The organism is Curtobacterium sp. MCBA15_012 (assembly GCF_001864935.2).
GTDB lineage: Bacteria > Actinomycetota > Actinomycetes > Actinomycetales > Microbacteriaceae > Curtobacterium.
The window spans coordinates 1,935,806-1,950,175 of sequence record NZ_CP126267.1 but is presented as its reverse complement, the minus strand read 5'-3'; the positions used below and the strand labels follow the sequence as shown (position 1 = coordinate 1,950,175).

Annotated in this window: 10 protein-coding genes, 1 tRNA gene and 1 pseudogene; 8 read left to right on the top strand and 4 right to left on the bottom strand. The window is 75.0% G+C overall.

The window, feature by feature from the left end:
* Positions 1-136 precede the first annotated feature (136 nt).
* On the top strand, positions 137-1,342 hold the full coding sequence (locus QOL15_RS08965; protein ID WP_175473869.1) for a GAF domain-containing protein: 1,206 nt from the start codon (positions 137-139) through the stop codon (positions 1,340-1,342).
* A 190-nt stretch (positions 1,343-1,532) separates the two neighbouring features.
* On the opposite strand, the gene QOL15_RS08960 is transcribed toward QOL15_RS08965, so the two are convergent.
* The gene (locus tag QOL15_RS08960) at positions 1,533-2,078 is read right to left on the bottom strand and encodes a hypothetical protein (RefSeq protein WP_071249294.1); all 546 of its coding nucleotides are present in this window, start codon (positions 2,076-2,078) and stop codon (positions 1,533-1,535) included.
* A 144-nt stretch (positions 2,079-2,222) separates the two neighbouring features.
* Here QOL15_RS08960 and QOL15_RS08955 point away from each other — a divergent pair, with 144 nt between their 5' ends.
* Positions 2,223-2,906: a response regulator transcription factor gene (locus QOL15_RS08955; protein ID WP_071249296.1), complete on the top strand. Its 684-nt coding sequence runs from the start codon at positions 2,223-2,225 to the stop codon at positions 2,904-2,906.
* Positions 2,903-4,873, top strand: coding sequence for a HAMP domain-containing sensor histidine kinase (locus QOL15_RS08950; RefSeq protein ID WP_305404226.1), 1,971 nt, complete (start codon positions 2,903-2,905; stop codon positions 4,871-4,873). The genes QOL15_RS08955 and QOL15_RS08950 overlap by 4 nt, the downstream gene beginning before the upstream one ends.
* A gap of 989 nt (positions 4,874-5,862) precedes the next feature.
* Here QOL15_RS08950 and QOL15_RS16670 read toward each other — a convergent pair.
* Both QOL15_RS16670 and QOL15_RS08945 read right to left on the bottom strand, forming a co-directional pair.
* Positions 5,863-6,075 (bottom strand): annotated as a pseudogene (locus QOL15_RS16670) (tetratricopeptide repeat protein); the annotation flags it as partial.
* Positions 6,076-6,190: 115 nt separating this feature from the next.
* Entirely contained in the window at positions 6,191-7,618 is a 1,428-nt protein-coding gene (locus QOL15_RS08945; RefSeq protein WP_071247032.1) for a 26S protease regulatory subunit, read from the bottom strand.
* A gap of 186 nt (positions 7,619-7,804) precedes the next feature.
* Between QOL15_RS08945 and QOL15_RS08940 the strand changes: the two genes are divergently transcribed.
* The 3 genes from QOL15_RS08940 to QOL15_RS08930 all read left to right on the top strand — a co-directional run bounded on the left by QOL15_RS08940 (position 7,805) and on the right by QOL15_RS08930 (position 9,312).
* Positions 7,805-7,885, top strand: a tRNA-Leu gene (locus QOL15_RS08940).
* 123 nt (positions 7,886-8,008) lie between these two features.
* On the top strand, positions 8,009-8,614 hold the full coding sequence (locus QOL15_RS08935; protein ID WP_022903868.1) for an ANTAR domain-containing response regulator: 606 nt from the start codon (positions 8,009-8,011) through the stop codon (positions 8,612-8,614).
* Between the two features lie 227 nt (positions 8,615-8,841).
* Entirely contained in the window at positions 8,842-9,312 is a 471-nt protein-coding gene (locus QOL15_RS08930; protein WP_071247034.1) for a GNAT family N-acetyltransferase, read from the top strand.
* Positions 9,313-9,323: 11 nt separating this feature from the next.
* Here the strand turns inward: QOL15_RS08930 and QOL15_RS08925 are convergent, their stop codons facing one another.
* Positions 9,324-9,692 carry a PaaI family thioesterase gene (locus QOL15_RS08925; protein WP_071247232.1) on the bottom strand — a complete coding sequence of 123 codons (369 nt, stop codon included), beginning with the start codon at positions 9,690-9,692 and terminating at the stop codon, positions 9,324-9,326.
* Positions 9,693-9,835: 143 nt separating this feature from the next.
* Between QOL15_RS08925 and polA the strand changes: the two genes are divergently transcribed.
* Positions 9,836-12,481: a DNA polymerase I gene (gene polA / locus QOL15_RS08920; RefSeq protein WP_305404218.1), complete on the top strand. Its 2,646-nt coding sequence runs from the start codon at positions 9,836-9,838 to the stop codon at positions 12,479-12,481.
* Positions 12,482-12,607: 126 nt separating this feature from the next.
* Positions 12,608-14,287 carry a DUF885 domain-containing protein gene (locus QOL15_RS08915; RefSeq protein WP_065959298.1) on the top strand — a complete coding sequence of 560 codons (1,680 nt, stop codon included), beginning with the start codon at positions 12,608-12,610 and terminating at the stop codon, positions 14,285-14,287.
* The last annotated feature ends 83 nt before the right edge of the window (positions 14,288-14,370 follow it).

Genomic DNA, 14,370 nt, shown 5'->3' with positions numbered 1-14,370 from the left:
GGTGCCGGACCGCCAGCACCGCGCCCGACCGCCCGAGCCACGGCCGACCCCCGCCCCCTGGCCCCCGCCCCTCGGCCGACGTAGGCTGACCCCACCGACCGCGACGACGCGGCCGCGACCTGCGAGGGGAGGCGACGTGTCCGTCCCCGCCGGTCTCCGCCCGCTCGTCGCCGCGTCGTGGCGTCGCTCGTCCCGGGTCGACCCGGACGGCACTCCGGCCCTCGCCCTCGACGACGACCAGCTCGACGCCCTCCGCGCCGAGGGTCCGATCGGGACCGCCCTGCCGGTGGTCCGCCGGCTGCTCCTCGACGAGGTGCGCGCCGCGGGCTGCGTGGTCGCGGTGACCGACGCGACGGGCTGCATCGTCTGGGTCGACGGTGCCCGCCGCGCTCGACGCGCCGCGGAGGACATGGGCTTCACCGCGGGCGCCGACTGGGCGGAGGACCACGTCGGCACGAGCGCCCCGGGGACGGCCCTCCGACTCGGCCGCGGCGTGCAGATCCGGTCGGAGGAGCACTACGCCACCGCCGTCAAGGCGTTCTCGTGCACGGCGGTCCCGCTCCACGCGGCCGACGGCTCGGTCGTGGGCGCCCTCGACATCACCGGCGACGACCGGGCCGTCGAACGGCACACCCTGCCGCTCCTCACCGCCACCGCCGCAGCGGCCGAGGCGCAGATCGCCCTCGCCGCCGTGCAGCGTCCTCCGGGAGCGGCGACCGAGGAGCCCACCGCGGGCGTCGCCCGGCGCCGGACCACTGTCCGGTCCGAGCTCGACCTGCTCGGGTCCGACACCGCGACCCTGCGGACGGGCGACCGCTCGGTCCGTCTGTCGGAGCGGCACTCCGAGGTCCTCGCCGTGCTCGCATCGACGCCCGGCGGGCTCGCCGCCGAGGACCTCGCGGTCGCCGTCTACGGCGACCGCCGCGCGGTGCCGACGCTGCGTGCCGAGGTGGTGCGGCTGCGGCGCGTCCTCGCGGAGCACGCGCCGGACGCGCGTCTGACGTCGCGTCCGTACCGCCTGACCGGGATCCGCACCGACGTCGACACGGTGCTGTCCGCGCTCGACCGCGGGGCGCGCCTCCAGGCCGTCGACGGGTACCCCGGACCGGTGTTGCCGGGTTCGGCGTCCCCGGGGGTCGACGACCTGCGCGACGCGGTGCGTCTGCGGTTCCGCGAGTCGGTTCTCACCGACGGCGGCGCGGAGGCGCTGCACGCGTGGTCGCGCACGGCGGACGGTGCCGCGGACCCGGAGGTGCTCCGCGCCCTCCTCGCGGTCCTGCCGCGGCGGTCACCGCGACGAGCCGGTCTGGTGGCCGCGATCGAGGCGCTCGAGCGCCGCTGACGGGTCCGGGACCCGGGCCGGGAGGCGCGACCCGGGTCGACGCGTCGGCATGCGGTCGCGGGACCCCGTGGCGGGAGGCGCGCCCCGCGTCGACGGGTCGGCTCCCGTGTGCGGAACGCCGGCCAGGAGGCGCGCCCCGCGACGGCCGCCCGGCCTGCGGGTGCGCCTCCCGCACCTGGTGCGGTCCGGGTCAGGACCCGGAGGTCGGGGCCGGGGTCGCCTGGTCGCCCTGCTCCGGTGCGGCCGGCGCGTCCTTCGGCGCCGTGCCGTCGGCGGGTAGTGCGGGCGGGGCCGGTGCGTCCTTCGGCGCGGTGCCGCCGGTGGGCGGTGCGGGCGGGGCCGGCGCGTCCTTCGGCGCGGTGCCGTCCGCGGGCGGCGTCGGAGCGGTCCCACCGGGAGCCGGGAGTGCGACGCACCCCGGAGCCGGCGCAGCCGATCCGCCGGGGGCGGTGGCGTCCTTGCCCTTCGCGTCCTTGCCCGTCGCGTCCTTGCCCGTCGCGTCCGTGCCGCCGACACCGGGCGTGAGTGCCCCCTTCGGTGCCCCGGTCGGCGCACCGCTGGGCGCTCCGCTCGGTGCGGTCACGGTCGGCGCGCTCCCGCCCCCGTCGGCCATCGCGGCAGTGACGCCGATCCCGCCGAGCACGAGCACCGCGGCGGCCGCGGTGCCGATGCCCGCGGCACGGAGGGTCCGGCGACGGCGGTCACCGGTGGGCTGGTCGTGTCGTTCGTCGTGCATGGTCTCTCCTGTTCGTCGGGCGGATCGGGTCGGTCCGCCGGCGAGGACGACGGTCCGATCCGAACCTGAAGCAGGACTGAAGTCCAGGTGATGTCCAGGTCGCTCCATGCTCCGTGCGGGCGGAACCCACCTACGGTTGCCGCCGTGAACGCACCAGCACGCATCCTCGTGGTCGAGGACGACGACACGCTCCGCACCGCCGTCGTCACGACCCTGCGCGCCGAGGGGCACCTCGTCGCTGCCGCGGCCGACGGTCGGACGGTCGTCGACGACCTCGAGCGCGGGGTCCCCGACCTCGTCCTCCTCGACTGGATGCTGCCGGGACCGAGCGGCATCGCCCTGGCCGCCCGCATCCGGGCCCGCTCGGACGCCGCCGTGGTGATGATGACGGCGCGGGACGAGCTCGACGACCGGCTCCGCGGGTTCGCCGAGGGCGCCGACGACTACGTGGTGAAGCCGTTCGCGATGGCCGAGCTCGTCGCGCGCGTGACGGCAGTGCTCCGTCGGCGCGGTCGCGTGCCCAGCGTGATCGAGGTCGGTGACCTCGTGATCGACCCCGAGGGCGCGACGGTCCGGCGCGGCGGCGTGCTGCTCGACCTCACCGCGACGGAGTTCCGGCTGCTCCGCTTCCTCGCCGAGAGCCGCGGCCGGACGGTCTCGAAGGGACAGATCACGACGCAGGTGTGGGGCTACGACGCGGTCGCGGGGAACCTCGTCGAGGTCCACCTCAGCGCGCTGCGTCGCAAGATGGAGGCGCACGGGCCCCGGCTCGTGCACACGGTCAGGGGCCTCGGGTACCGGCTCGGTGTCGACCGGGGTGCGGCGTGACTGCCGACGCGGGCACCGCGGGCACGGCGGGCACGGCGGGTCCCGCGGGCACGGAGGGTCCCGCGGACGCTGCGGGTCCCGCGGGGCAGCGTGGCCTGCGCACCCCGTCGCTCCGGCTGCGCACCGTCGTCGCCGTGCTCGTGCTCCTCGCCGTCCTGCTCACCGGACTCGTCGTCGCGGTCGAGGCGGTCCTCGGCGCCCGGCTCCGCGCCCAGGTCGAGGACCGACTGCGCGACCGTGCCTCGGCCGCGGCGGCCCTCGTCGGCGTGCTCGACGCCGACGACCTGGCCGACCGGCTGTCCGCACAGGGACTGTCGGTCCGGATCGTGCAACCCGACGGAGCGGCCGTCGACGCCGGACCCACGCCCGACCAGCTGCGCTCCGGACCGCCGGACCCCGCGACCCTCCCCGGACCCGCGGGTCGCGAGGGCCGCGGCTCCGCGACCTCGGGGTCGACCGCGGACCGGGGGACCGACGCGTCGGACGGCACGTCGTCGACCGCGCGGACGGGCGGCGTCTCGGTGGCGTCGTCGTCCGTCTCGTCCGACGACGGGGTCCTGACACTCCGGTCCGTGCTCGACGACGGCACCCGGATCACCCTCACCGCCGGGACCCGGGACGTCGAAGAGACCCTCACGCAGCTGGGCTGGGTGATGGGCGGCGCCTCCGTCGCGTTCCTCGGTGTCGCCGTGGTCGGCGTCGTGTTCGTCGTGCGGCGCTCCCTCCGGCCCCTCGACGAGCTCGCCGCGACGGCGCGGTCCATCACGCAGGGCGACCGCGGTCGGCGGCTCCGCCCGACGCGCCGGGACACCGAGATCGGCCGGGTCGCGGTGGCCCTCGACGACATGCTCGACGCCGTCGAGGGTGCCGAGGCGCAGGCCGTGGCCGCCGAGGAGCGCGTCCGTGGCTTCCTCTCCGACGCCGCCCACGAGCTGCGCACCCCCGTGGCGGGCGTCCGCGCGGCGGCGGACACGCTCGTCCGGGATGCCGACCCCGCGATGCGCGAAGAGCTCGCGGTGCACGTGGTCCGACAGGCCGACCGTGCCGCGCGGCTCGTCGACGACATGCTCACGATGGCCCGGCTCGACCGGGGGATCGCGCTCGACCGGCGCCCGGTCGACCTCGTCGCCTGGGCACGCGCCGAGGTCGACCGCGCGTGGGTCCGCCTCCCCGCGATGACGCTCGACGTCCGGGCGCCCGACCACGCCGTCACCGCCGAGGTCGACCCCGACCGACTCGCGCAGGTCCTCGGCAACCTCGTCGACAACGCCGCCCGCGCCACCGACGGCGTGGGCACCATCCGGGTGACGGTCGCGCGCGAGCACGATGCGGCGCTGCTCATCGTCGAGGACGACGGCCCCGGCATCCCCGCGGCCGACCGCGAGCGGGTGTTCGACCGGCTCGTCCGGCTCGCCGAGGCACGCGACGTCCGGTCCGGCGGGGCCGGCCTCGGGCTGCCGATCGCCCGCGGGATCGCGACGGCGCACGGCGGCACGCTCGCGCACGCGCCCGAGCACGCGCCGCCGGACGAGACGCCGCTCGGCGGCGCACGCTTCGTCCTCCGCCTACCCGTCCGGACGGCCCGAACGGCGCCAGGACCGGCAGCGGGCGACCGCGCCGGTCAGGTGCCGCCGGCCGCGGGCGACCGCGCTGCTCAGGTGCCGCCGGCAGCGGGCGACCGCGCCGGTCAGGTGCCGCCGGCAGCGGGCGACCGCGCCGGTCAGGTGCCGCCGGCAGCGGACGACCGCGTCGGTCAGGTGCCGATCGAGGGCACGTCGAACGGTGGGAACGACGGCAGGTCGAGCGTCGGCGTCGGCACGCTCGTCGGCGGCGCCCACGACGGTGCCGGTGCCGGGACGGAGCGCCCGTCGTCGACCGGCACGGCCCGCGCCGACGCGTCCCGGAGCCCGAGCCCGCCGAGCACGAGCAGCAGCGCCGTCAACCCGAGGAGTGCGACGAGCCGGTAGCGCACGCCGACGGCACGGAGCCAGCGCTGCGGTGCGTGCCGACCGGCGCGGACGGCCTCGACGAACGAGGCGGCGGCGACGAGCGCGACCGGCCACGCGAGGACGGTGACCGCTCCGTCCGGCGCCGTGGGCAGCACCGCTCCGGCGACGGCTGCCGTGAGGGCCGCGACCGCGAGGCCGGTCCCGAGCGCGAGTTCCTGGCGCAGCCCGCCGTACCGCCAGGCGGTGCCGAACGCGACCCGACCGGAGCGGCGTCGGGCTGCGAGGAGGACCCGGTCGTCACCGGGCAGCGGCGTGGCGACCACGACCAGGCCGGCCACGACCGCGACGCCGAGGACGGCCAGGACCGCGACCGGGGCCACCACGGTCAGGGGCGTCCACGCGAGGACCGCACCGGCAGCCGTCGCGACCGCCGCGGTCCACGCCGCCCACCGCGCCGGCCGTCGCCCGGTGGCGGGCAGGGTGTCGAGGTAGCTCGTCGGCAGTCGGTCCCGCCGCGCCCGGTACCGCCGCCGGACGAGCAGCGCGAGCCCGCCCGACACCGCGGCGAGCAGGGTCGTCAGCGGGCCGGCGGCAGCCGGAGCGGCGACGACCGCACCGAGCGCGACGACCGCGACCACGACGGGCAGCACCGCGGCGGTGGCGGCGAGCCGGCGCTCCCAGGTGACGGCCGCGTCGAGCAGTTCCCGCGCCTCCTGGTCCGACGGGTTCGTCGTGAGCAGGTCGAGCAGCAGGGCCGGCTGCTCGCGGACGGGCGCGTACTCGGCGCGGAGCCCGAGCAGGGCGGGGGACTGCGGCGCGATCGCGAGCCCGCGCGCCACGAGGTCCCGCGCGACCGCGTGCTGGCGGTACGCGTGCTCGCAGACCGCGGCGACGACCACGTGGTCGGGGACGTCGGGCGCCAGGTCGATCGCCCGGCGGTACGCGTCGCGCACGGTCGCGAGCGACCCCGGGCGTCGGTCGTCGACGGAGGCCAGTGCGTGGGTCGTCCAGACCGCGGGCACGTCCGGCGCCTGGGCGACGAGCTGCGCGGTGACCGCCCGCGCCTCGCGCCCGCGCTGTGCCGCGACGAGCACCAGGGCCAGCCGGACGTACCCCGCGAGCGACTCGGGCGCGGCGCGGACCGCGGCTCGCGCGGCGGACTCGGCGCCCGCGAGGTCGCCGCGGTGCTGGAGCAGGGTCGCCCACTCGACGAGCAGCACCGGGTCCTCGGGCGCGTGCGCGGACGCCTCGCGCAGCACCTGCTCCGCACGGTCGAGCTGCCCGACGGCGCGGAGCGACCCGGCCAGTGCCGCCGCGGACGCGGTCGCGTCGGCGTCAGAGGACACGCTTGCGCCGCAGGTACGCGACGAGGTCGTCGTACCGGCCGTCCGCGTTCGCGAAGGCCGCGACGTTCTTCGCCGTGACGAGCCAGGACCCGGTCGACGGCTGCACCTGCGAGCGAGCACGCAGGACGTCGTCCATCACGACCGGTTCGATCCGTCCGGCGGCCACCGACCGCGCCATCGCCTGCTCCGCCGCCGAGGTGACGAGGTGCTCCAGGTCGGCTCCGCTGAAGTCCTCGGTCGCGGCGACGACCTCCGCGAGGTCGATCCCGGCGATCGGCCGTCGCGCGAAGTGGTGCCGGAGGATCGCCTCGCGAGCCGGGGCATCGGGCGGTAGCACGAGTGTCATCCGGTCGAAGCGCCCGGGTCGCAGCAGCGCGGGGTCGACGTCCCACGGGCTGTTCGTCGCGGCGAGGACGAACAGGCCGTCGTTGTCCGACCCGACCGAGTCGAGCTCGAGCAGCAGCTGGTTGACCATCTGCCGCAGGCCGCTCCACCCCGTGCCGATGCTCGACCGGCGTGCACCGAGGGCGTCGATCTCGTCGAGGAACAGCACCGCGGGTGCCTTGGCCCGCGCGGCCTCGAACACCGCGTGCAGGTTCTTCTCCGTCGCGCCGACGTACGGGTCGAGCACCTGGTCGATCCGCACCGTGAGGAAGTGCGCACCGAGCTCCCCGGCGATCGCCCGCGCCATGAACGTCTTGCCGCACCCGGGCGGGCCGTACAGCACGAGGCCGCCGCGGAGGGTCTTGCCGAACGCCGCCGCCAGCTCGGGGTGCCGCATCGGTTCGAGGAACGACTCCCGGATCCGCTGCTTGACGTCCTCGAGGCCGCCCACGTCGGCGAGGGTCACCTGCGGGCGCTCGACCTCGACGTCGACGACCGGTTCGCCGTCGCCGCCGTCCACCCGGATCCGCTCCGGGCGGTCGCCGTCGCCGTCCGCCGTGGACCGGTCGGACGTCGGGGTCGCGTCGACGAACGGCGGCGGCACGACGTGGCCCAGGTCCGCCTCCGCGCGTCGCCAGTCGAAGTCGTCGCCGGCACGGCCGGGAGGCGCGGTGCCGGTCCCGGGGCCGCCCGCGTCGGCGGGGTGGTCGCCGTCCGCCGCGGTGCTGCGGTCCCCGGTCGCCTCCGGTGTCGCATCCGCGTGCGGCCGGACGCCGCCGTCCGTCCCGCGCTCCGGGGTCGGGACGGCGTCGCCCGCCGCCGACCCGCGCAGGGCTGCGGACGCCGCGGTCAGCACCCGCAGCGCGGTCGCGTCGCCCGGGGCGTGCTGCAGGGCGACCGCCGCGTGCTGCAGCGCCTCCGCCGGACGGCCGCGGTCGAGCAGGAGTTGTGCGACCTGCCCGCGCAGGGCGACGTCGTCGGGGGCTGCGGCCACCGCGGCGAACAGGCTCGAGAACAGGGCGTCGTCGGTCATGGGTGCCTCCGGGTCGGTGCGAGGGGACGACGACGTCGGCCTCGCGCCCCCGCATCCCCGTGCGACCGACTGTAGCGGCCGGCCCCGACGACCGCGGCGGACGGCGACCGCCGCGGACGACGACCGCGGCGGACGGCGGGCGCGCGAACGGGGTGCGGCGTGCCGGGCTGCTAGCCTGGCCTCCTCGCGAGTGTGGTGGAACGGTAGACACGGGGCACTCAAAATGCTCTGCCTCACGGCGTGCGGGTTCGAGTCCCGCCACTCGTACCGATCGTCCGTCGGCCCGGTCGACCGACGGCCGGTGCTCCGTCGGCCGGGTCCTCGGTCGGGCAGGTCGTCCGTCGCGATGCCCGGCGGCGTCCTCTCCGGCCGTCTAGTAGGCTCTCCGTCGTGAGTGACACAGAAGCAACCCCAGCAGCACCGCGTCGCGTCGTCGTCGCCGAGGACGAGTCGCTCATCCGTCTCGACATCGTCGAGATCCTCCGCGACAACGGCTTCGACGTCGTCGGCGAAGCGGGTGACGGCGAGACCGCCGTACAGCTCGCGACCGACCTCCGCCCGGACCTCGTGGTCATGGACGTCAAGATGCCCCAGCTCGACGGCATCTCCGCGGCCGAGAAGCTCTCCAAGAACCACATCGCTCCGGTGGTCCTCCTCACGGCGTTCAGCCAGAAGGACCTCGTCGAGCGCGCGACCGAGGCGGGTGCCCTCGCCTACGTCGTGAAGCCCTTCACCCCGAACGACCTGCTCCCCGCGATCGAGATCGCCCTCTCGCGGCACCAGCAGATCATCACGCTCGAGGCCGAGGTCGCCGACCTGGTCGAGCGCTTCGAGACCCGCAAGCTCGTCGACCGCGCGAAGGGCCTCCTCAACGAGAAGATGGGCCTCACCGAGCCCGAGGCGTTCCGCTGGATCCAGAAGGCGTCGATGGACCGCCGCCTCACCATGCACGACGTCGCCAAGGCGATCATCGAGCAGCTCAGCGCCAAGAAGTAGCACCCGCTCGCTCACGCGACAAGCGCCGCCGGACACCGTCCGGCGGCGCTTGTCGCGTTCCCGGGCCGCCCGCCCCGGCCGCCGATGGAGCAGGAACCGTCGGGTGGGCGCCCGCGACCCGACGTCGTCTGCTCCGTCGGCGCGGGTGACGGCCGACGCGTGGTGCGGGTCGGACGGGAGGCGCGGGTCGGCCCCGCCGCGGACCGGCCACCTGGCAGGGTGGGGGCATGGACGACGTGGTGATCCGTGCCTCCCGGCCGGAGGACATGGCAGCGGTGGCCGACCTGCGGTGGCGGTGGAGCGTCGACGAGGACGGTCGGGTACCGACCGTCACACCCGAGGCGTACCGCGACGCGACGGCGGCGTTCGGGCGCGAGCACGCGGACTCGCACCGGTGCGTCGTCGCGGAACGGGGCGGCGTCGTGCTCGGCATGGCGTGGCTCGCGCTGAACCCGCGCCCGCCGGTGCCGCACCGGCCGCACGGCCGCGTCGCGGCGGAGCTGCAGAGCGTCTACGTGCACCCGGACCTGCGTGGTGGTGGCGTCGCGGGTGCGCTCGTCGCCGCGCTGGTCGACCTCGCGGACGAGGCCGGCGCGGAGCGGGTCGTCGTGCACTCGAGCGTCGTCGGGGAGCGGCTCTACCGGCGGCTCGGCTTCGGCGACGCACGACTGTTGCTGCAGCGACCGCCGGAGGACTGACGGCTGCGGGGTCAGCGCCGCTCGCGGATCATGTTCGTGATGCGGACGGTCGAGCAGCGTCGGCCCTCGTCGTCGGTGAGCACGATCTCGTGCGTGGTGAGCGTCCCGCCGAGGTGGATCGCCGTGCACGTCCCGGTGACCCGGCCGCTCGTGGCGCTGCGCGAGTGCGAGGCGCTCAGCTCGATCCCGACGGCGTACCGACCCGTGCCGGCGTGCACGTTCGCGGCCATCGACCCGAGGCTCTCGGCGAGCACGACGTACGCGCCGCCGTGCAGCAGGCCGACCGGCTGCCGGTTGCCCTCGACCGGGATCGACCCGACCGCGCGCTCGGCGGTCAGCTCGGTGATGACCATGCCCATCTTCTCGGCGAGTTCCCCCATGCCGCGGTCGGCCAGACGGGGGTCCACCCCGGCGTCGGCGAGGGTTCCACCGGTGGTCGCTTCGTCGGTCACGCGCGCAGGACTCCCGTGTCGTATGGCGTCGGTAGGCTGTCCGGGTGTCGGACTCCGCAAAGCCTACCCTCATGGTCATCGACGGCCACTCGCTCGCCTTCCGTGCCTTCTACGCCCTGCCGGTCGACAGCTTCGTGAACCGCGAGGGGCAGCACACGAACGCCATCCACGGCTTCATCTCGATGCTGCTCATGCTCCTCCAGCGCGAGAAGCCCACGCACCTCGCGGTCGCGTTCGACATCTCCCGGTTCTCCTTCCGCACGCGGGAGTACGAGGACTACAAGGGCACCCGCTCCGAGACCCCGGCCGAGTTCAAGGGGCAGATCCCGCTCCTGCAGCAGGCGCTCGAGGCGATGGGCATCACCACCGTCACGAAGGAGGACTACGAGGCCGACGACATCCTCGCCACCTTCGCCCGCCAGGGGTCCGAGCAGGGCTACCAGGTGTACGTCGTCTCGGGCGACCGCGACTCGATCCAGCTCGTCAACGACGACGTGACGCTGCTGTACCCGTCGGTCCGCGGGGTGTCCGAGCTCACGCGCTACGACCGCGACAAGGTGTACGAGCGGTACGGCATCGAACCGCACCAGTACCCGGACATCGCCGCCCTCGTCGGTGAGACGAGCGACAACCTCATCGGCATCGACAAGGTCGGCGAGAAGACCGCGGTGAAGTGGATCACCCAGTACGGCTCGCTCGACGGCGTCCTCGAGCACGCCGACGAGATCAAGGGCGTCGTCGGCGGCAACCTGCGCGACCAGAAGGACCGAGCGATCCGCAACCGCAGGCTGAACCGACTGGTGGACGACGTCGAGCTGCCGGTGGGCCCCGGCGACGTGGCGCTCCGGCCGCTCGACGAGCAGGCCGTGCGCGAGCTGTTCGCGAAGCTGCAGTTCCGCACCCTGCTCGACCGCGTCCTCAAGGTCGCGGGCACCGGCGAGCCGTCCGACGGCACCGCTGCCGAGGGCGCCGTCGACAGCGGTGCGCCGACCCCGCCGCCCGTGAAGACCGTCATCGACGAGGAGCTCGGCCACTGGCTCGACCAGAAGGTCGCGAAGGACGCCGAGAACGGGTTCGGCGTCGCGGTCGAGGTCATCGACGGCCGCCTCAGCGCCATCGGCATCGCGACCCACGACGACGCCGTGCTCATCCCGGGCGGCAGCGGCACGAAGGACTACGAGCAGCTCGCGGCCTGGTTCGCCTCCGATGCGCCGAAGCACTTCCACGACGCCAAGGCCGCGATCAAGGCGCTCGGCACGGTCGGCATCACCGTGCACGGCATCGCCGGTGACGCCCGACTGACCGGGTGGCTCGCGCAGCCCGGCAAGCAGGGCCAGCCCCTCGCCGACCTCGTCTACCAGGAGCTCGGCGAGGAACTCCCGACCGCCGACCCGAACCAGCTCGTGCCCGAGACCGACCCGGTGAACGTCGGGGTGCACGCCTGGTACGTGCTCCGCGTCGACACGGCCCTGCGCGCCCGGGTCGACGAGTCCTCGCTCCGGGTCCTCGACACGATCGAGCTCCCGCTCGTCCCGGTCCTCGCCGGCATGGAGACCATCGGCGTCGGCATCGACCGGCCCGTGCTCACCGGTCTGTCGCACGACCTCGGGGAGCGCGCGGCCGAGCTCGCGCAGCAGGCGTTCGCCGAGATCGGCCACGAGGTGAACCTCGGCTCGCCGAAGCAGCTGCAGGAGGTCCTGTTCACCGAGCTGGCGATGCCGAAGACCCGCAAGACCAAGACCGGCTTCTCGACCGACGCCGCGAGCCTCGCCGACCTGCAGGAGCAGCACCCGCACCCGTTCCTCGGCCTGCTGCTCCAGCACCGCGACGCGACCAAGCTCCGGCAGATCGTCGACACCCTCGACGCCGCGGTCGTCGACGGCCGCATCCACACCAGCTACGAGCAGACCGGCAGCAGCACCGGCCGCATCTCGTCGACCGACCCGAACCTGCAGAACATCCCCGTCAAGACCGCCGTGGGCCGTCGGGTGCGGTCGGCGTTCGCCGTCGCGGAGCCGTACACGACCCTCGTCACCGCCGACTACTCGCAGATCGAGATGCGCATCATGGCGCACCTGTCCGGCGACCCCGGGCTGATCCAGGCGTTCAACGAGGGCGAGGACCTGCACCGCTTCGTCGGCGCCCGGGTGTTCGGCGTCGAGCCGGCCGACGTCACGCCCGAGATGCGCACCAAGGTCAAGGCGATGTCGTACGGCCTCGCGTACGGCCTCAGCCCGTTCGGCCTGTCCAAGCAGCTGCGCATCGAGCAGTCCGAGGCGCGCACGCTCATGAACGAGTACTTCGCCCGGTTCGGCGCCGTCCGCGACTACCTGCGCGGCGTCGTCGAGCAGGCCCGCGAGGACGGCTACACCGAGACCATCTTCGGACGCCGACGCCCGTTCCCCGACCTGAAGAGCCCGAACCGCGTCCTGCGCGAGAACGCCGAGCGCGCCGCGCTGAACGCGCCGATCCAGGGGTCCGCCGCGGACATCATGAAGATCGCGATGCTCGGCGTCGCCGCCGACCTGCGGGACGGCGACCTCGCGTCGCACCTGCTGCTCCAGGTGCACGACGAGCTCATCCTCGAGGTCGCACCGGGGGAGCAGGAGCGCGTCGAGGAGATCCTGCGCACGCGCATGGGCGGTGCCGCCGAGCTCAGCGTGCCGCTCGACGTGTCGGTGGGCGTGGGCCCGAACTGGGAGGCGGCGGCGCACTGACGCCGGCCGCGACCAGCGGACGGACGGGAGGCACGGTGCGGGCCCGCACCGCGCCTCCCGTCCGCCTTCCCGGGCGTTCCGCGGCCACTCCCATGCTCCGGAACGCACGTGGGTAGGGTCGGGGACATGACCGAAGCCCGTCCCGTCCGCCAACCGTCCGCCGTCGACCGTGTCGCCGAGGACTGGGTGTCCACGCTCGTCGATCTCGACCCGACCGTCGCCACGTACATCGGCGTCCCGGGCCGCACCGACGGGTACGGCGACACGTCGCCCGCCGGTGCCGACGCGCTGGCCGACGCCGCCCGCGCCGCGCGTCGCGCGCTCGACGCGGCCCCCGCGGCCGACGACGTCGACCGGGTGACGAAGACCGACCTCGGTGCCGAGCTCGACCTCGTGCTCGAGTCGCACGAGCGGCAGCTGCACCTGCGCGACCTCAACGTCATCGCGAGCCCCGCGCAGGAGCTCCGGGACGTGCTCGACCTCATGCCGACCGCGACGACGGACGACTGGCAGCACGTCGCCGGCCGGCTGCACGCGCTGCCGGACGCCCTCGAGGGCTACCGCGAGACCCTCCTCCAGGGCACCCGGGAGCAGGTCACGCCGGCACGGCGGCAGGTCGCGCTCATCGCCGAGCAGGCCGCCCGCACCGGCGCCCCTGACGGCTTCTTCCGCCAGTTCGTCGCGTCCGCCGCGCTCGAGGGCGGTGCGCCGCTGCCCGAGTCGCTGCAGGCCGAGCTCGCCCGCGGCGCCGAGGTGGCCGCGGCTGCCTACCGCTCGTTCGGCGGGTTCCTCGAGCACGAGCTGCTGCCCCTCGCGACGCCGGTCGACGCCGTCGGACGCGAGGACTACGCGCTGCACTCCCGCCGCTTCCTCGGCGCGGTCGTCGACCTCGACGAGACGTACGAGTGGGGGATCGAGGAGCTCGCCCGGATGCGCGACGAGCAGGAGCGCATCGCCGACCGCATCGAGTCCGGCGCCTCGGTGGCCCGTGCCATCGAGCTGCTCGACGCCGACCCGGCCCGGGTCCTGCACGGCACCGACGCGCTGCAGCGGTGGATGCAGGAGACGAGCGACGCCTCGATCCGCGCGATGGACGGCGTCTACTTCGACATCGCGGACCCGATCAAGCGCCTCGAGTGCCGGATCGCGCCGACGCAGGAGGGCGGCATCTACTACACGGGGCCCTCGGACGACTTCTCCCGCCCCGGCCGCATGTGGTGGTCGGTGCCCGAGGGCGTCACCGACTTCGGCACCTGGCGTGAGAAGACGACGGTCTACCACGAGGGCGTCCCGGGCCACCACCTGCAGATCAGCCAGGCCGTGCACAACCGCGGCGAGCTGAACACCTGGCGCCGGCAGCTCGCCGGACCGTCGGGGCACGTCGAGGGCTGGGCGCTCTACGCCGAACGCCTGATGGAGCAGCTCGGCTTCCTCGACGACGACGGCGACCGGCTCGGCATGCTCGACGGGCAGCGGATGCGTGCCGCGCGGGTCGTGCTCGACATCGGCGTGCACCTGCAGAAGACGAACCCGGACGGCGGCGGCTGGACGTGGGAGTACGCGCTCGACTTCATGGGCCAGAACGTCAACATGGCGCCCGAGTTCGTGCAGTTCGAGGTCGCCCGGTACTTCGGCTGGCCCGGGCAGGCGCCGTCGTACAAGGTCGGCCAGCGCGTGTGGGAGTCGATCCGCGACGAGGTCCGGGCGCGCGAGGGCGACGCGTTCGACCTCAAGGCGTTCCACCACCGCGCGCTCGCACTCGGCGGCGTCGGGCTCGACACGCTCCGGAGCGCACTGCTCGACTGAGCGGACGCCGGGGGCGGGTCACCGTCGCCGGTCATCGGGGCCGGCCCGCGTCGCCGGGGGTGCGCACCTGGCGGACGGGAGGC